22 protein-coding genes are annotated in these 23,315 nt (G+C 74.0%); 14 read left to right on the forward strand and 8 right to left on the reverse strand.

Annotated elements, in window-relative coordinates; all coding sequences use genetic code 11:
• The 4 genes from CRM73_RS04000 to CRM73_RS04015 all read left to right on the forward strand — a co-directional run.
• On the forward strand, positions 1-982 hold a 982-nt coding region (locus CRM73_RS04000; protein WP_229586905.1), incomplete at its 5' end, for a PLP-dependent aminotransferase family protein.
• Between the two features lie 67 nt (positions 983-1,049).
• Positions 1,050-1,640, forward strand: a complete 591-nt coding sequence (locus tag CRM73_RS04005; protein WP_017832951.1) for a DUF308 domain-containing protein — start codon at positions 1,050-1,052, stop codon at positions 1,638-1,640.
• A 61-nt stretch (positions 1,641-1,701) separates the two neighbouring features.
• Positions 1,702-2,151 carry a hypothetical protein gene (locus CRM73_RS04010; RefSeq protein WP_017832952.1) on the forward strand — a complete coding sequence of 150 codons (450 nt, stop codon included), beginning with the start codon at positions 1,702-1,704 and terminating at the stop codon, positions 2,149-2,151.
• 208 nt (positions 2,152-2,359) lie between these two features.
• Positions 2,360-2,551, forward strand: a complete 192-nt coding sequence (locus CRM73_RS04015) for a hypothetical protein (RefSeq protein WP_017832953.1) — start codon at positions 2,360-2,362, stop codon at positions 2,549-2,551.
• Positions 2,552-2,634: 83 nt separating this feature from the next.
• Here CRM73_RS04015 and CRM73_RS04020 read toward each other — a convergent pair whose 3' ends face one another.
• The 3 genes from CRM73_RS04020 to CRM73_RS04030 form a co-directional block, all read right to left on the reverse strand.
• Entirely contained in the window at positions 2,635-4,857 is a 2,223-nt protein-coding gene (locus CRM73_RS04020; RefSeq protein ID WP_229586927.1) for a heavy metal translocating P-type ATPase, read from the reverse strand.
• 67 nt (positions 4,858-4,924) lie between these two features.
• A complete protein-coding gene (locus tag CRM73_RS04025; protein WP_017832955.1) occupies positions 4,925-5,134 on the reverse strand; it encodes a heavy-metal-associated domain-containing protein in 210 nt (69 codons plus the stop codon).
• Between the two features lie 44 nt (positions 5,135-5,178).
• Positions 5,179-5,490: a metal-sensitive transcriptional regulator gene (locus CRM73_RS04030; RefSeq protein ID WP_017832956.1), complete on the reverse strand. Its 312-nt coding sequence runs from the start codon at positions 5,488-5,490 to the stop codon at positions 5,179-5,181.
• A gap of 98 nt (positions 5,491-5,588) precedes the next feature.
• Here CRM73_RS04030 and CRM73_RS04035 point away from each other — a divergent pair, with 98 nt between their 5' ends.
• Genes CRM73_RS04035 through CRM73_RS04045 form a run of 3 tightly spaced genes read left to right on the forward strand, consistent with a single transcriptional unit; the run spans position 5,589 to position 8,685 of the window.
• Positions 5,589-7,646: a glycoside hydrolase family 15 protein gene (locus CRM73_RS04035; RefSeq protein ID WP_229586907.1), complete on the forward strand. Its 2,058-nt coding sequence runs from the start codon at positions 5,589-5,591 to the stop codon at positions 7,644-7,646.
• The gene (locus tag CRM73_RS04040; RefSeq protein ID WP_109221832.1) at positions 7,643-8,377 is read left to right on the forward strand and encodes an AzlC family ABC transporter permease; all 735 of its coding nucleotides are present in this window, start codon (positions 7,643-7,645) and stop codon (positions 8,375-8,377) included. Before CRM73_RS04035 ends, CRM73_RS04040 begins: the two co-directional genes overlap by 4 nt.
• Positions 8,374-8,685: an AzlD domain-containing protein gene (locus CRM73_RS04045; protein WP_109221831.1), complete on the forward strand. Its 312-nt coding sequence runs from the start codon at positions 8,374-8,376 to the stop codon at positions 8,683-8,685. The genes CRM73_RS04040 and CRM73_RS04045 overlap by 4 nt, the downstream gene beginning before the upstream one ends.
• Before the next feature lie 9 nt (positions 8,686-8,694).
• On the opposite strand, the gene CRM73_RS04050 is transcribed toward CRM73_RS04045, so the two are convergent.
• Positions 8,695-9,747 (reverse strand): FAD-binding oxidoreductase, encoded by a 1,053-nt coding sequence (locus CRM73_RS04050; RefSeq protein WP_229586909.1) that lies wholly within the window; start codon positions 9,745-9,747, stop codon positions 8,695-8,697.
• A gap of 366 nt (positions 9,748-10,113) precedes the next feature.
• Positions 10,114-10,764, reverse strand: a complete 651-nt coding sequence (locus CRM73_RS04055) for a LuxR C-terminal-related transcriptional regulator (protein WP_109269226.1) — start codon at positions 10,762-10,764, stop codon at positions 10,114-10,116.
• A 385-nt stretch (positions 10,765-11,149) separates the two neighbouring features.
• Here CRM73_RS04055 and CRM73_RS04060 point away from each other — a divergent pair, with 385 nt between their 5' ends.
• Positions 11,150-13,453 (forward strand): glycosyltransferase, encoded by a 2,304-nt coding sequence (locus tag CRM73_RS04060; RefSeq protein ID WP_109243033.1) that lies wholly within the window; start codon positions 11,150-11,152, stop codon positions 13,451-13,453.
• Positions 13,454-13,633: 180 nt separating this feature from the next.
• Positions 13,634-15,082: an OFA family MFS transporter gene (locus tag CRM73_RS04065; protein WP_109243032.1), complete on the forward strand. Its 1,449-nt coding sequence runs from the start codon at positions 13,634-13,636 to the stop codon at positions 15,080-15,082.
• A 166-nt stretch (positions 15,083-15,248) separates the two neighbouring features.
• On the opposite strand, the gene CRM73_RS04070 is transcribed toward CRM73_RS04065, so the two are convergent.
• Positions 15,249-16,007 carry a FadR/GntR family transcriptional regulator gene (locus tag CRM73_RS04070; RefSeq protein WP_017832965.1) on the reverse strand — a complete coding sequence of 253 codons (759 nt, stop codon included), beginning with the start codon at positions 16,005-16,007 and terminating at the stop codon, positions 15,249-15,251.
• 170 nt (positions 16,008-16,177) lie between these two features.
• Positions 16,178-16,318, reverse strand: a complete 141-nt coding sequence (locus tag CRM73_RS04075; RefSeq protein WP_154676740.1) for a hypothetical protein — start codon at positions 16,316-16,318, stop codon at positions 16,178-16,180.
• A gap of 181 nt (positions 16,319-16,499) precedes the next feature.
• Between CRM73_RS04075 and eat the strand changes: the two genes are divergently transcribed.
• The 5 genes from eat (at position 16,500) to CRM73_RS04100 (ending at position 22,421) form a co-directional block, all read left to right on the forward strand.
• Positions 16,500-17,930 carry an ethanolamine permease gene (gene eat / locus CRM73_RS04080; protein ID WP_035925423.1) on the forward strand — a complete coding sequence of 477 codons (1,431 nt, stop codon included), beginning with the start codon at positions 16,500-16,502 and terminating at the stop codon, positions 17,928-17,930.
• An 80-nt stretch (positions 17,931-18,010) separates the two neighbouring features.
• Positions 18,011-19,393 carry a glutamine synthetase family protein gene (locus tag CRM73_RS04085; protein WP_095649884.1) on the forward strand — a complete coding sequence of 461 codons (1,383 nt, stop codon included), beginning with the start codon at positions 18,011-18,013 and terminating at the stop codon, positions 19,391-19,393.
• Positions 19,374-20,204, forward strand: a complete 831-nt coding sequence (locus CRM73_RS04090; RefSeq protein ID WP_109243031.1) for a gamma-glutamyl-gamma-aminobutyrate hydrolase family protein — start codon at positions 19,374-19,376, stop codon at positions 20,202-20,204. Before CRM73_RS04085 ends, CRM73_RS04090 begins: the two co-directional genes overlap by 20 nt.
• Entirely contained in the window at positions 20,201-21,562 is a 1,362-nt protein-coding gene (locus CRM73_RS04095) for an aldehyde dehydrogenase (protein WP_035925432.1), read from the forward strand. Before CRM73_RS04090 ends, CRM73_RS04095 begins: the two co-directional genes overlap by 4 nt.
• 82 nt (positions 21,563-21,644) lie before the next feature.
• The gene (locus CRM73_RS04100) at positions 21,645-22,421 is read left to right on the forward strand and encodes a 3-oxoacyl-ACP reductase (RefSeq protein WP_035925435.1); all 777 of its coding nucleotides are present in this window, start codon (positions 21,645-21,647) and stop codon (positions 22,419-22,421) included.
• Between the two features lie 8 nt (positions 22,422-22,429).
• Here CRM73_RS04100 and CRM73_RS04105 read toward each other — a convergent pair whose 3' ends face one another.
• Positions 22,430-23,143: a DUF899 family protein gene (locus tag CRM73_RS04105; RefSeq protein ID WP_229586910.1), complete on the reverse strand. Its 714-nt coding sequence runs from the start codon at positions 23,141-23,143 to the stop codon at positions 22,430-22,432.
• Between the last annotated feature and the right edge of the window lie 172 nt (positions 23,144-23,315).

Consider the following 23,315-nt stretch of genomic DNA (forward strand, 5'->3'; position numbering starts at 1 on the left):
GCTGCTGCTCGCGGTGCTCGGCGGCCACGCGGGCCGCGGGCTGCGCGTCGCCGTCGAGGACCCCGGCTACCCCTCGCTGCGCCGGGTGCCGGAGCGGCTCGGCCACGAGGTGCTGCCGGTGCCGATCGACGACCAGGGCCTCGACCCCGCCCGGCTGCCGTCCGGGGCGTGGGCCGGCCCGGGGGAGTGGGAGATCGAGCGGCCCCCGGACGCCGTGATCGTCACCCCCAGCCACCAGTACCCCCTCGGGGCGTCGATGCCCGCCGCCCGCCGGCTCGAGCTGCTCGGCTGGGCGCGCGCCCACGACGCGCTGATCGTCGAGGACGACTACGACTCCGAGCTGCGCTACGTGGGCGAGCCGCTGCCCGCGCTGTCCTCCCTCGACCACGCCCCGGGCGCCGTCCCGGAGCCCCCCGCCCCCGGCCGGCTGCTCGGCGCCGGCGGCCACGTGGCCACGCTGGGCTCCTTCACCAAGGTCCTCGCGCCCGGGCTGGGGGTCGGCTACCTGCTGGCCCCGCCCGCCCTCCGGGAGGACCTGCTGCGGCTGCGCACGGACCTGGGCAACCCGGCCTCCGCGGTCGCCCAGGACGCCATGGCCCGTTTCCTGGCCGACGGCGGCCTGCGCCGGCACACCGCCCGGATGCGGCGGGAGTACCGGCGCCGGCGGGACCTGCTCACCGCGGCCCTCGCCGGGGTCCACGGGGTGCGGGCCGTGCCCATGGACGGGGGGCTGCACGCCGTCCTCGAGTTCACCGGGGAGGTGCCCCTGGCGGAGCAGGACGTCGTGGACCGGGCCGCGGCCGCGGGCGTGCGGGTGGCGGCGCTGGGCTCGTACTGGGCGCACGGCGCGGGGGGTGGCCGCCGCGGCGTCGTCGTCGGCTTCGGCGCCACCGGTGCCGCCCCGGAGGGGGACGCCCTGCCGGACGCCCTCGCGGTCCTGGCCCGGGTGCTCTCGGCGCCCGGCCCCGCACGCGGTCGCTAGACTGGCCGGTGCCCCGGGGGTCTCCCCGCCGGGGCCCTCCCGCGAGCACGTTCCCGAAAGGCGCACCGTGAACCCCGACCCGAGCACCGGCATCCACCGCGACCTGTTCGCGCCCACGCTGCTGCGCGCGCTCGTGGCGCTGGTGTTCGGCGCCGTGACCGTGTTCTGGCAGGAGCCGACGCTGCCCGTGGTGGCCTGGGGCGTGGGGCTGTACCTCGTGCTCACGGGCGCGGCGAGCGTGCTCCTGCAGCTGCGCCTCAACGGCAACGACCACGTGGACATGGGCCCCACCCGGCAGATCCCGCAGTCCTACGGCGTGCTGTACCTCCTGGGCGGGGTCTTCACGATCCTCGGCGCCGACACCCCCGCGTGGCTCGTGGTCTACGCGGCGTCCATCATGGGCCTGGCCGGGCTCACGGAGCTGGCGCTCGGGCTGAAGTTCCGCACGACCTTCCCGCTGGGCCGCGACTGGACCATCGCCGGGCTGGTCACGGTCCTCGCCGCCACCGGTCTCGTGCTCGTGGTGGACCTCGGCCCCAAGGCGCTCTTCGGGGTGGTGGGGGCCGCCGCGGTGGTCATCGGCGTCACCCACCTGCTGGCCGCCCTCACGCTCCGGCACGAGGACCGCCGGGGACGGGCCCCCGCCGGGACCGCGTAGACTGGGCTACCGCACGGCAGGCCCCGGCCCCGCCGGGGACATCAGCTCACGAGGAGGACCAGTGGCACAGCGCAAGGGCTCGAGAGGCGGCTTCCGGGCCGACGTCAAGGGCCCCCTGATCCTGTCCGCCGTGCTCGCGGCGATCGCGTTCGTCGCCGTGGGCATCTTCGCCAGCGGCGGCACGGACAACGCCCTGCGCCTGGACCTCGCCTTCATCGCCGCCGGCATCGCGTTCATCGTGACGCTCGTGATCAGCGCCACGCTGATGATCGTCGAGAAGCCCAACGACCCCCACCTCGGCGCGGGCACGGGCGTCAACCGCTCCTCGGCCAAGCTCTACGCCGAGGCCCGGGCCCGGCGGCAGGCCGCCGCGCGGCCCCCCGGCGAGGCCGAGTTCGGCCAGCGCGTCCGGCCCGACACCGAGGGCGAGGACCTCCTCGGCCGCCGCCCCGCCGACGGCTCCGCCCCGGCGGACGGCCCGGACGACGACGGCCCCGCCCCGCGCGCCTGAGCATCCCGCCTGCCTGAGGCCCCCGAACGAGCCGGACCCCGCGCGCCCGGGGGTCCCGCTCGTTCCGGGGCCCTGCGCGCTCCCGGGAGGGACCCGCTCCGGTGGACAGCCCTGTCGCGTCCGGCCGGGCGCTGGGTAGATTGGGACGGCACCTGAGCAGCAGGGCCCGAACCCGCGCCCTGCTCGAGACCGGACGACGGGAACCAGCATGAGCCAGCAGCCGGAACCGCCCACCGAGGGCGACGAGGAGTTCGAGCGCAAGGTCCAGCAGCGGATGGCCGACCAGCAGGAGGACGGCGCCGACGAGGACCCCACGGACGTGGCCCAGGAGGACCACAAGTCCGAGGTGCCCGAGCTCGAGGAGAACGAGGAGAGCCCGGTCGACCCGGGCTCCGTCTGACCCCGGACCAGCGCCTGACACAACGCACGACGCCCCGGGAAGGGCCGATGGTCCTTCCCGGGGCGTCGTCGCGTCCGGCGGGCTCAGCGGCCGAAGCTCCGCAGCCGCAGCGAGTTCAGCACCACGAACACGGAGCTGAAGGCCATGGCGGCACCCGCGATCACGGGGTTGAGCAGCCCCGCGGCGGCCACGGGGATGGCCACCGTGTTGTAGGCGAAGGCCCAGAACAGGTTCGACTTGATGATCGACAGGGTCCGGCGGGACAGGGCGATGGCCGTGGGCACCGACCCGACGTCGCTGCGCACCACCGTGATGTCCGCGGCCTCGATCGCCGCGTCCGTGCCGGCGCCCATCGCGATCCCGAGGTCGGCCTGCGCCAGGGCCGCGGCGTCGTTGACCCCGTCGCCCACCATGGCGACCACGCGGCCGTCGTCCTGGAGGTCGCGGACCACCGCGACCTTGCCCTCCGGGCTGACGTCGGCCACGACGTCCTCGGCGGCGATGCCCGCCTCTGCGGCGACGGCCCGGGCCACGGGCTCGTTGTCGCCGGTCAGCAGCATGGGCCGCAGGCCCAGCTCCTTGAGCCGGGCGACCGCCTCGCGGGCGTCGTCCTTGACGGTGTCGCGCAGGTCGACGAAGCCGACGAGGGCCCCGTCGACGGCCACGAGGATCGTGGTGAACCCGCCCTCCTGGGCGCGGCGCAGCGCGTCGAGCTGGGCGCCGTCCAGGCGCACGCCGTTCTCGGACAGCCACGTGGTGCGCCCGACCACCACCGAGCGGGAGTGCATCCCGTCCGCCACGTGCGCGCGGACGCCGCCGCCGGGGGCCGAGACGAACCCGGAGACCGGGAACCGGTGCGGGGTGGCCGCGGCCACCGCCCGCGCGATGGGGTGCTCGGAGTGCTGCTCCACGGTGGCCGCGAGGTCCAGCACCTGGTCCCGGGAGTACCCGGACACGGGCGTCACTGCCGCCACGGAGAGCTGCCCGCTCGTGACGGTGCCCGTCTTGTCCAGCACCACGGTGTCCACGGTGCGGGTGTCCTCGAGCACCTCGGCGCCCTTGATCAGGATGCCCAGCTGCGCGCCGCGCCCCGTGCCCGTGAGCAGGGCCGTGGGGGTGGCCAGGCCGAGGGCGCAGGGGCAGGCGATCACGAGCACGGAGACCGCGGCCACGAAGGACGCGTTCACGTCCCCGGTCAGCAGGAGCCAGCCGGCCAGCGTGGCGAGGGCGATCACCAGGACGACCGGGACGAAGACCCCGGAGATCCGGTCGGCCAGCCGTGCCACGGGGGCCTTGCTCGCCTGCGCCCGGGACACCATCCGGCCCATCTGGGCCAGGGTGGTGTCGGCGCCCACGCGGGTCGCCTCGACCAGCAGCCGGCCGTTGGTGTTGATCGTGGCGCCGGTGACGGTGTCGCCGACCTCCACCTCCACCGGGAGGGACTCGCCGGTGAGCAGGGACGTGTCCACGGCCGAGCGGCCGTCCACGACCACGCCGTCGGCGGCGATCTTCTCGCCGGGGCGCACGACGACCAGGTCCCCCCGGCGCAGCTGCTCCGCGGGCACGCTCGTCTCCACGCCGTCCCGCAGGACCACCGCGTCCTTCGCGCCGAGCTCCAGCAGCGCGCGCAGCGCCTCGCCGGAGCGGGCCTTCGCCCGGGCCTCCAGGTAGCGGCCCAGCAGCAGGAACGCGGTGACCAGGGCGCCGGTCTCGAAGTAGAGCTGGTGCCCGCTCATGTCCATCGCGTGGCCGAGCATCGCGCCGGCCGTCATGCCGGGCTCGCGCAGCAGGTTCCACAGCGAGAACAGGTACGCGGCGGACACGCCCAGGGACACGAGGGTGTCCATGGTGGAGGTCAGGTGCCGGGCGTTGACCGCCGCCGAGCGGTGGAACGGCCACGCCGCCCACGTCACGACCGGCAGGCTCAGGGCCGCGACCACCCAGCCCCAGTGCGGGAACTGGAAGCCGGGCAGCATCGAGATCACGAACACCGGGAGGGAGAGCGCGGCCGCCACGAGGAGGCGCCGGCGCAGGGACTCGGGCGAGCGCAGCGAGGACGCCTCGCGCCCGGCGACCCGGGCCATGGCGTCGGAGCCGTCCGGGCCGCCTGCGTCGTCGCCCCCGGGCGCGTTCTTGAGGACGGCCCCGTACCCGGCCTTCTCGACCGTCTCGACGACCTGCTGGTCGCTCACGCCCGCGGGGACGTGGACGGTGGCGGTCTCGAGGGCGAGGTTGACGGAGGCGTCGACGCCGTCGAGCCTGCCCAGCTTCTTCTCGACCCGGCTGACGCACGAGGAGCACGTCATGCCCGTGATCTCGAGCTCGAGGGTGCGCAGGGGCCCGGCGACCTCGGTGGGGACGGGCGTGCGGGTCTCAGGCAACGGTGTACCCCGCTTCCTCGACGGCCTCCTCGATCTCGGCCGCCGACAGCTCGCGGGTGGACGTCACGACCACGGGGGAGACCCCGCCGGCCACGAGGTCGACGTCGACGGACTCGACGCCCTCCAGCTCGGTGAGCTCCTCGGTGACGGACCTGACGCAGTGGCCGCAGGTCATTCCGGAAACGTTGACGGTGGTCTGCACGATGGGCTCCTCGGGGTTTCGGTGGGGTGGTTCAGCGGGGTGGGTCAGCTCTTGAGCAGGCGCGCGATGGCCGCGGACGCCTCCTGGAGCTTGTCGTCGACACTCGTGACGTCCCCGGACTCCTGGGCGGCCTCGACGGCGCCCACGACGCAGTGGCTCAGGTGCTCGTCCAGCAGGCCCAGGCTCACGGCCTTGAGAGCCGACTGGATCGCGGAGATCTGGGTGAGGACGTCGATGCAGTACTTGTCCTCCTCGACCATCCGGTGGATGCCCCGGACCTGGCCCTCGATGCGCCGCAGGCGCTTGAGGTACGCGTCCTTGTCCTGGGTGTACCCGTGCGGCGGGGTCTGGGTCATGGGTCCTCCTCGGTCGTCCTGCAGCCACTGTATACCCCTTGGGGGTATAGCTCAAGCGGCCGGTCCGCCGCGGCCCGGCGATGTGCCAATCTTGAGGCATGGCTTCACTGATCGAGGACTACGCCCTGCTCTCGAACATGCGCACGGGTCCGCTCGTCTCCCGCACCGGGTCCATCGACTGGCTGTGCGCGCCCCGGTTCGACTCCCCCTCGGTCTTCGGCGCCCTGCTGGGGGAGCCCGACCACGGGCGGTGGCTGCTCGCCCCCGCGTGCACGGTCGCGGAGGGGGCCGACGGCGAGGTCCTCGACGAGGAGGACAGCGGCGCCCAGGTCGCCGAGCGGTTCTACGTGGAGAACACGTTCGTGCTGCAGACCGTGTGGGTCACCGACTCGGGGTCCGTGCGCGTGACCGACTTCCTCCCGCTGACCTCCCGCACGGACGTGGTCCGCCGCGTCGAGGGCCTCACCGGCGAGGTCGAGATGTACCACGAGCTGCGGGTGCGCTTCGGCTACGGCGCCGTGGTCCCCTGGGTCAGCCGCTTCGAGGGGGAGGAGGACCCCGGCGGCGGCGACCCCGCGCCCCCCATGCTCGTGGCCATGGCCGGCCCGGACGCCCTCGTCCTGCGCGGTGAGCCCCTCCCCGAGTCCACGGACGACGACGACGAGCGCCGCCACCGCGGGACCTTCACCGTCTCCGCCGGCCAGGCACGGGACTTCGTCCTCACGCACTTCCCGTCCCACCGCACGCCCCCGGCGCCGGTCGACGTCAACGAGCAGCTCACCCGGACCGTGGAGCTGTGGCAGGACTGGTCCGGGCTGTACTCCCCGCCGGCCGTCGGGGAGGACGAGCCGGTGCACATCGTCCCGGTCCGCGGCCACGCCGTGGCCCGGCGCTCGGACGTGGTCCGGCGCTCGCTGCTCGTGGTGCGGGCGCTGATGCACCAGGAGACGGGCGGGCTCGTGGCCGCCCCCACCACGTCCCTGCCGGACGTGGTGGGCGGGGAGCGCAACTGGGACCACCGCTTCGCCTGGCTGCGGGACGCCGCGATGGCCCTCGAGGTCATGCTCGACCACGACCACGACCGCGAGGCCGCCCAGCTGCGCAACTGGCTCCTGCGCGCCGTGGCGGGCGACCCGCACGACCTGCAGAACATCTACGGGGTCGCGGGGGAGCGCCGCGGGCGCGAGCACCAGCTCGACCTGCCCGGCTACGAGCGCTCCCGGCCGGTCCGCGAGGGCAACGGCGCCGCGGGCCAGCACCAGTCGGACGCCGTGGGGCACGTCATGGTGGTGTTCGAGAAGCTCCGCCGGCGCGGCGCCGTGGAGGACCACCTCTCCTGGCCCCTGCAGCAGGCGATGCTGCGCTCGGTCGTGGAGAACTACGAGGTCACGGACCAGGGCCTCTGGGAGATGCGCGGCGAACGGCAGTACTACACGCACTCGCGCGTGCTGATGTGGGCGGCGCTCCAGTGCGGCGTGGACGCCGTGCGCGTGCACGGCCTGCCCGGCGACGCGCAGCTGTGGGAGCAGCTGCGGGACGCCCTCGCGGAGGAGATCTGGACCAGCGGCTACGACCCCGAGGTCGGCTCCTTCGTGCAGTACTACGGGGCGAAGACCGTGGACGCCTCCCTGCTCCAGCTGCCGCAGGTGGGGTTCGTGGCCTACGACGACGAGCGGATGCTCGGCACCGTGCGGCGGATCGAGGAGGAGCTGCGGCACCCCAGCGGGCTCATCCACCGCTACCGCAACGTCCTGGGCCCGGTGGACCCCGATGACCCCGACGCGTACGCCGGGGTCATCGGGGTGGACGGCTTCCCCGGCCAGGACAACCCGCACCTCGGCGCGTCCCTGTGGCTCGCCGCCCAGTACGCGCGCTCGGGCCGCACGGACAGCGCCCGGAAGCTCGTGGACTCCGTGCTGTCCCGCGCCAACGACCTCGGGCTGCTCTCCACCGAGTGGTCGCCCGAGCAGCGGCGGATGACCGGCAACTTCCCGCAGACCTTCACCCACCTCGCCCTCGTCCAGGCCCTGGACGCCCTCGACGCCGCCCAGGGGCGCCGCGCCCCGGCGGCGCCGCACGAGAGCCCGGCCGAGACCCCGGCTGCGGCCGAGGCGGGCACGGGCGGGGTCTCCGCCGTTCCCGGAGGCGCCTCGTGAGCCACGCGGCTCCGGTCGACTGGCGGTCCTCGCCGGCGGTCCGGATCGGGCTGTCCGTGTCCGTGGCCACCGGGCTGTACGGCATCTCCTTCGGCGCCCTGTCCGTGGCGGCGGGACTGACCTTCTGGCAGACCGTCGCCCTGTCCGCGCTCATGTTCACGGGCGGCTCCCAGTTCGCCTTCATCGGCGTGGTCTCGGGCGGAGGGGCCGGGGCCTCGGCGCTGGGCGCCGCCACGCTGCTCGGGATCCGCAACGCCGTCTACGGGATGAGCATGAACGCCCTCGTCCGCCCGCGGGGCTGGCGCCGGCTCCTCGCCGCGCACGTGACCATCGACGAGTCCAACGCGGCCGCGTCCTCCCAGGTGCACCCCGTCGAGGAGCGGCGGGGCTTCTGGACCGCGGGCCTGGGCGTGTTCGCGCTCTGGAACCTGTTCACCGTGCTGGGCGCCCTGCTGGGCAACGCCCTCGGCGATCCCGCGCGGTGGGGCCTGGACGGCGCCGCGGTGGCCGCGTTCCTGGGCCTGCTGTGGCCGCGGCTGAGCGCCCGGGAGCCCGTGGCGGTCGCGGTGGTCTGCGGCCTCGTCACGGCCCTGACGATCCCGGTGCTGCCGGCGGGCCTGCCGATCCTCGTGGCCGCCGTGGTCGCCGCGTTCCTGGGCCGCTCCCGCGGTCCCGGGCCGGCCCCGTCCGGCGCGGCGTCCGGCCCCGGCGCCGAGGGGGCGGAGGCGTGAGCATGTGGTTCTGGGTGCTCGGGGCGTGCGCGCTCGCCTACGCCCTGAAGCTCGTCGGCTACCTCGTGCCGGACCGTGTGCTGGACGACCCGCGCGTCGGGCGCATGGCCGGCACCGTCACCGTGGGCCTGCTCGCCGCGCTCGTGGTCATGAACGCGCTCGGCTCCGGCCAGGAGCTGGTGCTGGACGCCCGGCTGGGCGCGCTGCTCGTGGCGGGAACGGCCCTGATGCTGCGGGCCCCGTTCCTGCTGGTGGTGGTGCTGGGGGCGGTCGCGGCGGCCGTGCTCCGGCTGCTCGGCGCGCCCTGACGCCTCGCGTCAGGCGACGCTCGGCAGGATGTTGTGGTTGAGCCGGAACAGGTTGCCCGGGTCGTAGCGGTTCTTCAGCTCGACGAGACGCCGGTGCGTCCGCTCCCCGTAGGCCTGCCGCGCGGCCTCGGGCGTGACGGGGCCGTGCTCGGCACCGAGGAAGTTCACGTAGAGGCCGGCGTCGGCGAACGGTTCCACGGCGGCGTGGGCCTTCCGGGCGAACGCCGTGAGGCGGGCGTCGTCGGCGGCGTCCGGCCAGTAGCCGTAGACGTTGAGCCAGTAGCGCGCGGACCGGTTGGGGAAGGCGGTGGCGCCGGCGGGCACGCGCCCGAAGAACCCTTCCATGTGGTGGATGTCGATGCCCGTGCCGAACCAGGTGATCTCCGAGGCGGCGCCGAGCACGGAGGCGGGCAGCTCCCTGGCCTGGAACGTGAAGGAGGTCACGACGCCGAAGTTCCCCCCGCCGCCGCGGATCCCCCAGAACAGGTCCGGGTTGTGCTCCGCGTTGGCGTGCAGGTGCTCCCGGGTCCCGGTGATCACCTCGGCGTCCACGAGGTTGTCGAGGCTCAGGCCGTTGCTGCGCGTCAGCCAGCCGACGCCCCCGCCCACGGTCAGGCCCGCGACCCCGGTGGCGCTCACCACGCCGAGGGGCACTGCGAGACCGTGCGGGACGGTCGCGCGGTCGACGTCGGCCAGGGTGGCGCCCGGCTCCACGGTCACGCGCCGGGTCCCCGGGTCCACCTCGACCCGCCGCAGCGCGCCGAGGTCCAGGACGAGCCCGCCCTCCACGGTGCCGTGGCCGGCCACGTTGTGCCCGCCGCCGCGGACCGCCAGCGGCAGGTCCGTGTGCTGCGCGGCGGCCAGCACCGGGTCGATGTCGGACACCGCGCCGGCCTGCACGACAGCGCGGGGCCGCACGTCGACCATGCCGTTCCAGACCCGTCTCGCCTCGTCGTAGAGCGGGTCGTCGGGCTCGACCAGCGTCCCGGTGAGATGGGTGCGCAGCCTCTCGAGCTCTCGGGCGATCTCCTGGTCGTGCTCCCCGCGGTCCACGGCATTCATGGGGCTGGCTTCCTGTGGGCGGGGGCGCGCGCCCCCGGGCTGGTGCTCGTGCTCGACGGCGGTGCGCGGACCGTCGTCGGCGATGCCGGAAGGGTCACGGGCGGACTCGGAGCGGTCCGGGCGCTCGACCCCGCCGGGGCTGGAGTTCCGGTGCGGGGGGATGCGGAACGGCGCACAGTGGTGCTGTCTCCAGGGTAGGAGCGTCCCCGGCCCGGCACAACGGTCCGCGCACAACGGTCCGCGCACAACGGTCCGGGCACGACGGTCCGGGCGCACCTGGCCGGGCGTGGGTCGGACGGGCGTGGGCCGGACGGGCGTGGGCCGGACGGGACGGCCCGTGGACGCGGGGAACGTCCGATCCGGTGCTCAGGCGAGCGGCAGCACCGGGGGAATGATCCCGTCCTCGATGGCCCGCTTGTAGAGCTCGAGCTTGGTGCGGGCCGGCCGCTCCACCGCGGCGTACTTGCGGCGGATCCGCTTGAGGTGCTCCTCCACCGTGGACTCGGCGATCTCCAGCAGCGCGGCCACCTCCTGCTCCTGGAGTCCGTCCACGTAGAGCGCGAGCACCTGGCGCTCCCGGGCGGAGAGCTTCGCGGGAGCTCTGCTGGGCAGCTCGGCCAGAGCCGACTGGAGCACGTCGCTCACGAAGTGGCCCAGCTGCCGGGAGAGCCGCATGGTGCGGAAGACGGTCCGGATGGGCTCCCACTTGCCCACGGCACCGGCCGCCCCGCAGGTGAAGGCGGACCGGACCCGGGCGAGGTCGTCCGGCGGCACCAGCACCACCACGGTGTGCTCCTGCGCGGTGAGGTCCGTGACGTTCTGCACGAGGTTGCGGCCGTCCAGGGTGTTCAGGCTCAGCAGGACCACCATCTCCTCGGCCGGGTTCTCGGCCAGGAACTCCGGGACGCTGCCCGCCACCGCGCTCACGCGCACGCCGTGCTCGGGGTGCTCGAGGGCCTCGCGCTGCATCGCGATGCGCGTCATGGGCTGGGGGCTGATCACGGCGGCGTTCAACATGGTGGGGCTCCTCGACGTCTCCCGCTGTGAGGTGGGCGGGATCTCCGCGGCCGGGGATCGCCGGTCCGCTCCGGCAGCGGGAGGGCCGTGTCCTGCGGCGGGACCGGCGCCGAACGCCCATATGTCCTTTGTGGAATACAGGGCGGTGTGGCGGGGGCCATCGGGGCAGGGGGTCCTCCGTGCGGTCGCCGCCGGCGGAGATGGTGCAGTGTGTTCCTCCACAGTGGCGGACCCGCCCGCGCGCGGGCAAGGCGATTCCGTGCGGACCTGCAACTTCGCACACCGCACGCCGCCCGACGGGCCGTGCCGGGGTCGGGGCCGGCGGAAGCGGTGCGGCTGGAAGAATGGGGGAGCCCGCACCGGTCGAGGAAAGGTCCGCACCGTCATGCACACCGACGTTCTCCCGGGATCGGGCGGGCAGGGACTCCGGCCGGGAGCGGCTCGCGAGCTCCGCGGAATCCTCGAGGAGCTCTCCCTGCGCGGCCTCGCCCCCCGGCTCCTCGATCCGGGGGCGGACCCGGTGCTCACGACCGCAGGGGAGGAGGGCCTCCGGGAGCACGGGCCCGCAGGCGGCGATCCCGCACCGCGGTCCGAGGCGGAGGCGCTCCTGCTGGCCGGTCTCGGGGCGGATGCTCCCGTGGGCGACACCGGGCTGCTCCTCTGGCTCGACCGGGCGAGGGCCGCTGCGGCGGCGGGCCGGCCGGTCGTCGTCACCGGCCTGGCCCTCGACCCCGATGCCGTCCCGGAGGAGATCGTGCGCCGGCTCCTCCCGGTCGCCTCCCTCGTGGGGCTGCGGGACGAGACGTCCCTGGCGGTGGCCCGCCGGCTGTGCCCCGAGCACCCCGGCCTGCGCGTCGGCTGGGAGGACGCGCTCCTCCTCCCGCGTCCCGCCGCCCCGGCCCGGCCGCTCGAGCAGGACGGGCCGACACGTCGCCCAGGAGAGTGGAGCTCCCCGGCCGGGCGGGCGCAGGAGGAGTGGGAGGGGCCGTCCGCGGAGTCGGCGGATCCGGACGGACGGGCCGAGCGGCAGGACGAGCTGGGCGGGTCGGCGGAGGAGCCGGGGGCGCCGGCGGGGCCGCCGCGGATCCTCGCCGCAGTGCGGCGGCCGGCCGGTCCCTTCCCGCCGGAGCGGCTCGCCCCCGTGCTCGCCGCCCTGCTGGACGCGCTGGTGCACCGGACGGGCGCAGCGGTCACGCTCCTGGCATGCGGCGGCGCCCCGGCCGACGAGGAGTTCGCGGCGGACGTGGCCGCGCTGCTTCCGGGCGACGTCCACCGGGTGCGCGCGGCTCCGGGAGAGGCCGGCACGGAGGCGCTCCGGGCGGACTGGGTCCTGACCACCTGCTCCCGCGGTGCGGCCCTCGGCCTCGCGGCACGGGCCGTCGTCCTCCCGGTGGGTCCGGACAAATATTCCATGGACGACATGAACGGCGTGCTGAGCCGCTGGGGGCTGGAAGGTGCCGTCGTTCCCCTGGCGGCGCTGCTCACCCCCGGCGACGTGGCGTGGGACACCCGTGCGGCCCTCCAGCAGTGGGCGGCGGAGGCCGTGGAGCACCGGGGGGCGGTGCGCGCCGCGCTGGCGGACGCCGAGCCGGCGGTCCGGGAAGCGGCGGCCCGGTGGTGGGACGACGTGGCCGGGGCGCTCCGCGGTCAGGAGCCCCGGCCCGCGGTAGGAACGGTGGCGGTGCCGCGCGGGGTCGGTGCCCCGGTGGTGCGTGCCCTCCGCCGCCGGTACACCGTTCCCGCGGTGCCGCCCGAACGGCCCACCGTCGCGGTCCTGCTGCGGCACCACGGCGCCCCGGCGCGCCTGGGCCGGGCCGTCGACGACCTCCTGGCGCAGACGTTCACCGACTGGCGACTGGTCCTCGTGGACGACGGCGGGAACCCCGCCGAGGTGGACGCGGTCCTGGCGCCGCGCCGGGACGAGCTCGCGGGGCGCGCGACGGTCCTCCACCACCGCAGGGCCCTCGGTGCCGCGGCGGCCGCCAACCGTGGGCTGCGGGCAGGGGAGTCTGAACTCGTCGTCCTGCACGACGGCTCGGAGCCCTGGCCGCCCGAGCTCCTGCAGCGCGCCGTGGCGCACCTCGAGGATCCCCTCGTGACCGACGACGGGGTCGTGGTGCCAACCGAGAATCCGCCCGGGACCGGCCGAGACGTACCGGCCGGTCGGCCGGGACGGAATCTCGTGCCGACGGACCGGGAGGCCCTCACCCTCACCGACGTGCTGGACGGCGACCGCACCGCGGTCGACGCGCCGTTCCTGTACCGGCGCGCGGTGCACGGGGTGCTGGGCGACTACGACGAGACCATCGGCGCCGCGGAGCGCTGGGAGTTCGTGCTCCGCTTCCTGGAGACGTTCACCGTGGGCCTGCTCCCCGCGCGCCCGACCGCCCGGCGGGACCGGACCGACGGGCGCGCCTTGGCGCGGGGCGAGGCGGCGGTGCGCGAGCGCCATCTCAGGCAGTGGAGCGCGGAGCACGGGATCGGCCTGCCGCTCTACCTGCGGCGGGCCGCGGCGGAGGAGGCCGGCGCCCTGCACCGGAGGCTGGACGCCGCCGAGGAGCTCGCGCACGAGCTCCTGGAAGTGGTCCGCGCCCAGACCCGGCAGATCGAACGGCTCGAGCAGGTCGTGGCGGAGAAGGGCTTCCTCGCCTTCTGGCGGCGTGCGTGGCGGGCCCTGCGCGGAGGATGAGCGGCCCGCTCCGGCCCGCTCCGGCCCGCTCCGGCCCGCTCCGGCGCGGCCGGTCGGCAGGTTGCTTTCCAGTTCTCCCGTCCGTGTGACATGCTTCACCCTTGGGCGCGTCCGGGACGTGCGAATTCCGTCCCGGACGCGCCCTTCGCGCAGTGTCCGCACCAGATGAGGAGTCGGGGCATGGGATGGCTTGATCGGCAGCACTCGGTGGCACCACCGGGATTCAACCGCTGGCTCATACCGCCGGCCGCCCTCGCGGTGCACCTGTGCATCGGTCAGGCCTACGCCACCAGCGTGTACAAGAACGCGCTGGTGGCGCACTTCGACGCGAGCCTGACCCAGATCGGCATCATCTTCTCCATCGCCATCGTCATGCTGGGCCTGTCCGCCGCCGTCTTCGGGACGTGGGTGGACACCGGCGGGCCGCGCAGGGCCATGTTCACCGCGGCGCTGCTGTGGTCCGGCGGGTTCCTGGTCGGCGCGCTCGGCATCTTCACCGAGCAGCTCTGGCTCGTCTACCTGGGCTACGGGGTCATCGGCGGCATCGGCCTGGGCATCGGCTACATCTCGCCCGTCTCCACGCTGATCAAGTGGTTCCCCGACCGCCCCGGGCTCGCCACGGGCATGGCGATCATGGGCTTCGGCGGCGGCGCGCTGATCGCCAGCCCCCTCTCCGCGGCCCTGCTCAACTTCTACGACCCGAACTCCGGCACCGAGGGCTGGGTGGCGAGCGGGAACGCCGTCGGCAAGCTGTTCCTGACCCTCGCGGTCGTCTATCTCGCCTACATGCTCTTCGGCGCGTTCACGATCAAGGTTCCGGCGGAGGACTGGAAGCCCGAGGGGTTCGAGCCCTCGAAGGTCGAGTCGAAGGCCCTCGTCACGAAGAACCACGTCTCGGCCCGCAACGCCATCCGCACCCGGCAGTTCTGGCTGGTGTGGATCGTGCTGTTCTGCAACGTGACGGCCGGCATCGGCATCCTCGAGCAGGCCGCCCCCATGATCCAGGACTTCTTCCGCCAGGCGGACGGCGCCTCCCTCGTGACGGCCGCCGTGGCCGGCGGTTTCGTGGGCCTGCTGTCCATCGGCAACATGGGCGGGCGCTTCGTGTGGTCCACCACCTCGGACGTGCTGGGCCGCAAGCGCATCTACATGGTCTACCTCGGTGTCGGGGCGGTCCTCTACACCGTGCTGGCGCTGTTCGGCTCGACCTCCACGCTGCTGTTCGTGCTGCTGGCCTTCGTCATCATCTCGTTCTACGGCGGCGGCTTCGCCACGGTGCCGGCCTATCTGCGGGACCTCTTCGGGACCTTCCAGGTGGGGGCCATCCACGGCCGCCTGCTCACGGCGTGGGCCGCCGCGGGCATCGCCGGGCCCCTCATCGTCAACGCGTTCCTCGACGCCCAGGGCACCCCCGGGGAGCTCACGGCGCAGGCGTACCAGCCGGCGCTGCTGACCATGGTCGGCCTGCTGGTCGTCGGCTTCGTCGCCAACCTCCTGGTCAAGCCCGTGGACGCCAAGTACCACGAGCCCGAGCGCCGGACCGCGGCGTCCGGCGCCGAGGCCTCCGGGAAGGCCGGCACCGAGTCCCCGCGCACGTCCGACACCGAGCTCTCCCCGAAGGAGGCATGACATGAGCCGTGCACGACTGGCACTGGGCTGGGTCCTCGTCGGGGTCCCGCTCGCCTACGGAGTGACGATGACCCTCACGCGGGTGACCGCGCTGTTCGTCTGACCGGCTGAACGACCGGCTGACGGGCCGGGCGCGTCCTGACCGGGCCGCTGCTCGGGCGGCGGGTCACACCGGGCCGCGGTCGTCCCCGGGGGCGTCGTCGTCGGACTGCCCGGCGTGCCCGAGGAAGCCGCGCAGCAGCGCGGCCGTGCCCTCCAGATGGGCGAGGGAGGCGGCCCGGGCGGCGGGGGCGTCGCCGGCCAGGACGGCGTCGGTGAGCTCGCGGTGCTGACGGTCGGAGTGCTCGAGGTTGACCGGCAGGACGGGGATCCGGTCCAGCAGGTCGCTGGCCCGCGAGCGCACCTCCGCGACGGCGCGGACCAGGCTGGGACAGCCGCCCAGCTCGGCCACCGCGATGTGGAAGCGTGCGTCGGCGGGGCGGTAGTCCTCCGGGGCGCTCTCCTCGACCTGCCGCAGGCACGCGAGCAGGTGCTCCCGGGCGGCCGCACTGAGGGACGCCGCCGCGGCCAGCTCCGCCGCGGCGGGCTCGACCACGGCGCGGAACACGAGCACGTCCTCGACGTCCGCGGGGTCCACCGGGGGGAGGGCCTCGTCCGGCAGGGCGGTGCGACCGGTCACGAAGGTCCCGCCGTACCGGCCCCGGACCACCTCCAGGACCCCGGCGACCTGGAGCTCGTGGAGGGCCTCCCGGAGCGTGGCGCGCGAGATGCCGAGCATCGCCGCGGTCTCCCGCTCGGGCGGGAGCCGCTCGCCCCGGCGGAACAGGCCGAGCCGGATCGAGTCGAGGATCCGCTCCACGGCCTCCTCGAAGGCGTTGCCCTGGCGCACGGGCCGGATGCGGGGGTGCTGGACGGGATCGCTCACGGTGGCGCTCCTCCCTGCGGTGCGACGTGCGCCCATGGTGTCACGGTCCCCGGGGACCGCCTCCGGCGGGACCCCGCCCTCCGCGCCGGACGGGGCCACGAGCAGCAGCGGCGCGCCGCCCGGTCCGGACGGCGCGCCGCTGCCTCCGGCCGGGACGGCCGGCCGAGGTCCTAGTGGGTGAGGTCGATGGCGACCACGCCCACCGCGATGATCAGGGCGGCGGAGACGAGGAAGCCCGCCGTGATGGCGATGAGGGCCCAGGAGCGGGCGCGGCCGGGGCGGTCAGTGGCTGAGGACGTGGTCTGGTTCATGCCCACCATTCTGCGGCATCCGGGGGGCCGGCTCCACCGCGACGCGGTCCGTGCCCGGCCCGGCGGCCGCCCGGCCGCGCCCCGCGGGGTCTTGACGGGGCACGGGGCAGCCCACAGACTGTGACCACTCGCGCCAAACGTCTGTTTTCAGACCTTTGTGGAATCCCGGAGGGATCGTCCCATGCCCGAATCCCCAGCACAGCCCACCCGCACCGACGAGTACTTCCAGCACCGCCAGCTCCGCTCCGGCGCCGCCGGGTGGGTCCTGCTCGCGGGCCTGGGCATCGCCTACGTCATCTCCGGGGACTTCTCCGGCTGGAACATCGGGCTCTCCGAGGGCGGGTGGGGTGGGCTGCTCATCGCCTTCGTGCTCATGGGCCTCATGTACACCTGCATGGTCTTCGGCCTCGCCGAGCTCTCCTCCACCCTCCCCACGGCGGGCGCCGGGTACGGCTTCGCCCGCCGGGCGCTCGGCCCCCTCGGCGGCTTCGCCACCGGGATGGCCGTGCTCATCGAGTACGCCGTGGCCCCGGCGGCGATCGCCACGTTCATCGGCGGCTACATCGAGGCGCTGGGCCTGTTCGGGATCACCAACTCCTGGCCCGTGTACCTCGTGACCTACCTGGTGTTCATGGGCATCCACATGTACGGGGTGGGCGAGGCGCTCAAGCTGATGTTCGGGATCACCGTGGTCGCGGTCCTCGCGCTGGGGGTGACCGTCGTCGCGCTCGTGCCGCACTTCGACGCCGCCAACCTCTTCGACATCGTCCCGAACGACGCCGCGGGGGCGAGCGCGTTCCTGCCCATGGGCTACGCGGGGGCGATGGCGGCCCTGGTCTACGGGATCTGGTTCTTCCTGGCGATCGAGGGCGTGCCGCTGGCCGCCGAGGAGACCGCCGACCCCCGCCGGGACATGCCGCGCGGGATCATCGTGGCCATGGCCTTCCTGCTGGTCTCGGGCGCGCTCATGCTGGTCCTGGTGCCCGGCGCGGCCGGGTCGGAGGCGATGAGCACCTCGGACAACCCGCTGCCGGAGGCCATCCGCACGGTCGCCGGGGCGGACAGCGCGATGGCGAACATCGTCAACTACGCGGGCCTGGCCGGGCTGGTCGCGAGCTTCTTCTCCATCATGTTCGCCTACTCCCGGCAGCTGTTCGCGCTCTCCCGGGCGGGGTACCTGCCCCGGTTCCTCTCGCTGACCGGCAGGCGCCGGACCCCGTGGGTCGCCCTCATCGTGCCCGGCACCGTGGGCTTCGTGCTCGCGGCCGTGACGGGCGACGGCGGACTGCTCATCAACATCGCGGTCTTCGGCGCCACCGTCTCCTACGTGCTGCTGAACCTCTCCCACATCGTTCTGCGGCTGCGCGAGCCGGACCTCCCGCGCGGCTACCGCACCCCGGGCGGCGTGGTCACCACCGGCATCGCCCTGGTGCTGGCGCTCGTGGCCGTGGTCGCCACGTTCCTGGTCGACGTGCTCGCCGCGTCCATCACCGCGCTCGTGTTCGTCGTCTTCCTCGCCTACTACTGGTTCTACAGCCGCCACCGCCTCGTGGGCCACGCCCCCGAGGAGGAGTTCGCGCAGATCCGCACCGCCGAGGCGGACCTGCACTGACCCCGTCCCGCCCGACTCCCTGCCCAGCGACCCCAGCACCCCAGCGTTCCCAGCGATTCCAGCGACGAAGGACCGGACCCATGACCCAGACTCCTCAGCACCCGCGCAACGACCGGATGCTCACCGTCGAGCAGCTGCGGCAGCACGTGGCCGACGGGCTCGTGGACACCGTGGTCCTGGCCTTCACCGACATGCAGGGCCGGCTCCAGGGCAAGCTCAACCACGCGCAGTTCTTCCTCGACTCGGTGCTCGACGAGGGCGCCGAGGGCTGCAACTACCTGCTGGCCGTGGACACGGAGATGAACACCGTGGGCGGGTACTCGATCAGCAGCTGGTCCTCCGGGTACGGGGACATGGAGTTCGCTTGTGATCTCGACACGATCCGGCTGATGCCGCACAACCCCGGCCAGGTCCTCATCCAGTGCGACCTCACCGGCCACGGCGGGCAGCCCATCCCGATGTCCCCGCGGTCCATGCTGCGCCGCCAGCTCGACCGCGCCCGGGACATGGGCTTCACCATGGTCACCGGCACCGAGCTGGAGTTCTGCGTCTACAACACGAGCTACGAGGACGCCTGGGACGCCGGCTACCGGAACCTGGTCCCGGCCAACCAGTACAACGTGGACTACTCCGTGCTGGGCTCCCAGCGGGTCGAGCCGCTGCTGCGGGAGATCCGCAACGCCATGTACGCGGCCGGGCTGACCGTGGAGTCCGCGAAGGGCGAGTGCAACCTGGGCCAGCACGAGATCGCGTTCCGCTACGACGAGGGCATGGTCACCGCGGACAACCACGTGGTCTACAAGCTGGCGTCGAAGCAGATCGCCCACCAGCAGGGGAAGTCCATCACCTTCATGGCCAAGCCCAACGAGCGCGAGGGCAGCTCCTGCCACATCCACATGTCCCTGCGCGGACCGGACGGCGAACTGGTCTTCTGGGACCGCGAGCGGAACGCCCGGTCCCGCACCTACGAGCACTTCATCGCCGGGGTGCTGCGGACCATGCGCGAGTTCACCCTGTTCTACGCCCCCACCATCAACTCGTACAAGCGCTTCGTCGAGGGCAGCTTCGCCCCCACCTCGGTGGCCTGGGGCGTGGACAACCGGTCCTGCGCCGTGCGCCTCGTGGGCAGCGGGCAGTCCGCCCGGATGGAGAACCGCCTCCCCGGCGGGGACGTGAACCCGTACCTGGCGCTGGCCGCGATGCTCGCCTCCGGGCTGCACGGCGTGGAGCAGGAGCTCGAGCTGGAGCCGATGACCGAGGGCAACGCCTACGAGTCCGACGCCCCCGTGGTGCCCTCCACCATGCGCGAGGCCCGGGACCTGCTGGACGGCTCGGAGCTCGCACGGGAGCTGTTCGGCGAGGACGTCGTCGAGCACTACGTGCACTACGCCGACGTGGAGCTGGCGGCCTTCGAGGCCGCCGTCACCGACTGGGAGCTGCGCCGTGGCTTCGAGCGCCTCTGAGCCGGGCAGGCCCGGGTACCGGCCGCGGATCGGGCTGACCACCTACTACCAGGAGGGCTCCTGGGGGGTCTGGAGCTCCGTGGCGGCGATCGTCCCGGGCGCCTATGTGGAGGCCGTCGCGGCGGCCGGGGGCACGCCCCTGCTGCTGCCCCCGGTGGGCACGGACCCGGGGGTGCTCGAGCTCGTGGACGGGCTGGTCGTCATCGGCGGCGTGGACGTGGACCCGCGGTTCTACGGCGCCGACCGGCACGAGCTGACCTCGTCCCAGCCCTCCCGCGACGAGCACGACCTCGCCCTGACCCGGGCGGCCCTGGAGCGCGGGGTGCCCCTGTTCGCGATCTGCCGCGGCGCCCAGATCCTCAACGTGGCGCTCGGCGGCACGCTGATCCAGCACCTGCCGGACGTCAACGCGAACGCCGCGCGCTACCAGCCCGGACCGGGCCGGTACGGCGAGGTCGAGTTCGCCACCGAGCCGGGCAGTCGCTGCCGCGAGCTGCTGGGCGAGACGGCGTGGTCCCCGTGCTACCACCACCAGGCCCTGGAGACGGTGGCCGAGGGCCTGGTGGTGACCGCCCGCGCCGAGGACGGGACGGTCGAGGCCGTGGAGACCACCGAGGGCGGCTGGACGCTCGGCGTGCAGTTCCACCCCGAGGAGAACCGGAAGGACTCCCGGCTCTTCGAGGGGTTCGTCCGTGTGGCCCACGGCTACGCGCAGGACCGCGCCCGGCAGCACAGCGCCCGGCACGACAGCCCCGGGGGGACCGGCCGGGCAGAGCACGCTCCACAGCGAGAGGACACCCGCATCCCATGACCACCACGCAGATCATCGACCCCGCCACGGAGGAGGTCGTCGGCACCGTCGAGCTGACCTCCCTGGAGCAGACGGACGCGGCGATCGAACGGGCCCGGCGGGCCTTCGAGACCTGGCGGACCGTCGCCCCCGCCGACCGCGCCCGGCTGCTGCGCCGCTTCGCCGACGCGGTGGACGCCGACCTCGAGCACCTCGCGGCCCTGGAGGTCCGCAACGCGGGGCACACCATCGGCAACGCCCGCTGGGAGGCGGGCAACGTCCGGGACGTGCTGACCTACTACTCCGGGGCGCCCGAGCGGCTCTCGGGGCGGCAGATCCCCGTCCAGGGCGGGGTCAACCTCACTTTCCACGAGCCCCTGGGCGTGGTGGGCGTGATCGTGCCCTGGAACTTCCCCATGCCGATCGCCGCGTGGGGCTTCGCCCCGGCGCTCGCCGCCGGCAACACGGTGGTGCTCAAGCCGGCCGAGCTCACCCCGCTGACCGCGATCCGGCTCGGGGAGCTGGCGCTGGAGGCGGGTCTGCCCGAGGGCGTGCTCACCGTACTGCCGGGCAGGGGCTCGGTGGTGGGGGAGCGCTTCGTGACCCACCCCGCCGTCCGCAAGGTCGTGTTCACCGGCTCCACCGAGGTGGGCCGGCGGATCATGGCCGGCTGCGCGGAGCAGGTCAAGCGCCTGACCCTCGAGCTGGGCGGGAAGAACTCCAACATCGTCTTCGCGGACGCCGACCTGGAGCAGGCCGCCGCGTCCGCCCCCGCCGGCGCCCTCGACAACGCGGGCCAGGACTGCTGCGCCCGCTCCCGCGTGCTGGTCCAGCGCTCCGTGCTGGAGAGATTCCTGGAGCTGCTGGAGCCCGCCGTGCGGGACTTCGCCTGCGGGGACCCGTGGGACGAGGGCACGCGGATGGGCCCGCTGGTCTCCGCCGCGCACCGGGACTCCGTGGCCGGCTTCCTCGCCGACGACGACGCCCGGGTCGCCTTTCGCGGGACCGCCCCCGAGGGCCCCGGCTGGTGGTTCCCGCCGACGGTGCTCACCCCGTCCCCGGACTCCCGGGTGTTCCGGGAGGAGATCTTCGGCCCCGTGCTCGCCGTGGTGCCGTTCGAGGACGAGGCGGACGCCGTGCGGATCGCCAACGACACCGAGTACGGGCTCTCCGGGTCGATCTGGACCCGGGACGTCGGCCGCGCGCTGCGGGTGTCCCGCGCCGTCGAGGCCGGGAACCTCTCCGTCAACTCGCACGCCTCGGTGCGCTACTGGACGCCCTTCGGCGGCTTCAAGCAGTCCGGCTTCGGCCGGGAGCTCGGCCCGGACGCCCCGCAGGCGTTCACCGAGACCAAGAACGTGTTCCTGGCCACCGACTGACGCCGCCGTTCCACCACCCGTCCCGGGGGAACCCCCACCACCGAACCCCCACCACCGAACCCCCACCACCGAAGGAGGACCCATGGAGGTCAACGCCCGCCGTCTGGTCGGCCGCAGCGCCGTCATCACGGGAGGGGCCAGCGGCATCGGTCTCGCCGCGGCCCGCCGCCTCGCCGCCGAGGGCGCGCACGTCGTCGTCGCGGACCTGAACCCCGCGGCCGGGGAGGCGGCCGCCGAGGAGGTCGGGGGGCTGTTCGTGCGCACCGACGTGGCGGACGAGGCCGACGTGATCGCGCTCTACGCGGCGACCTACGAGGCCTACGGGTCGGTGGACGTCGCCTTCAACAACGCCGGGATCAACCCGACCGACGACGGCTCCATCCTGGACACCGGGATCGACGCGTGGCGCAGGGTGCAGGAGGTCAACCTCACCAGCGTCTTCCACTGCTGCAAGCACGCCATCCCGTACATGCGCGAGCAGGGGAGGGGCTCGATCATCAACACCGCGTCCTTCGTGGCCGTCATGGGCGCGGCCACCTCGCAGATCTCCTACAGCGCCTCGAAGGGCGGCGTGCTCTCGATGAGCCGGGAGCTGGGCGTGCAGTTCGCCCGGGAGGGGATCCGGGTCAACGCGCTGTGCCCGGGCCCGGTCAACACGCCGCTGCTGCAGGAGCTGTTCGCCGCGGACCCCGAGCAGGCCCAGCGCCGGCTCGTGCACGTGCCGGCCGGGCGGTTCGCGGAGCCGGAGGAGATCGCCGCGGCGGTCGCGTTCCTGGCCAGCGACGACGCCTCGTTCGTCAACGCCGCCACGTTCCTGGTGGACGGGGGGATCGCCGGGGCCTACGTCACCCCGGTGTGACCCAGTGGTCAGTCGGCGGGGGCGGCAGGGCGGTTCACGGGTTCCTCGCCGTAGAGGGCGGCGACCTCCTCGGAGCCGAGCCATCCGTTGAAGGTGGGCGACTGCGGCCAGCCTTCGGGGGAGTCCTGCCACTCCTCCTGGCGCCCCCAGGGCAGCAGGTCGATGAGCGGGAAGGTGTGGCTGATCTGTTCGACACCGCGGCCGCTGCTGTGCCAGGTGCGGTGGACGGTGTCCCCGTCCCGGAAGAACACGTTCAGGGCGAAGCCGCCGCTCGGAGGAGCTCCGACGTCGGCGCCGAACGGGCTGCCGGCGGTCGAGTACCAGGTCATGCGGTTGCCGACGCGGCGGCGGTAGGCGAGGGCCTCGTCGATCGGGCCCTGGGTGACGACCACGAACCGGGCGTCGTAGTGGTCGAGGAAGTCCAGGCGGGTGAACTGCGAGGTGAAGCTCGTGCACCCTCCGCACTGCCAGGTCTCGCCGGGGAACCACATGTGGTGGTAGGTGATGAGCTGCCGCCTCCCGGCGAAGACGTCGACGAGACGGACCGGCCCGTCCTCGCCCTCCAGCGTGTAGTCCGGCAGCTCCACCATGGGCAGCCGGCGGCGCTGCGCCGCGATCGCGTCCAGCTCCCGGGTGGCGGCCTTCTCCCGGACGCGCAGCGCGTCGAGCTCCCGCTGCCAGGTCTCCTGGTCGACGACACGGGGCCGTCCTGTGCTGGTCATGGCAGATCCTCCTCGGTCCGGCCTCAGGCCGGCTGGTGGGCGGCGCAGTCGACCCCGGACCCGAACGACCGCGCGTCGAGCATCTCGATCGCGCCGTCGAGAGTGACGTTCTCGGTGATGACCAGGGTCCGCATGCCGTGACTCCTCCGTCCGTGCCCAGAGGGTGCGCCGT

This window comes from Kocuria sp. CCUG 69068, from assembly GCF_020833785.1.
GTDB classification, from domain to species: domain Bacteria; phylum Actinomycetota; class Actinomycetes; order Actinomycetales; family Micrococcaceae; genus Kocuria; species Kocuria rosea.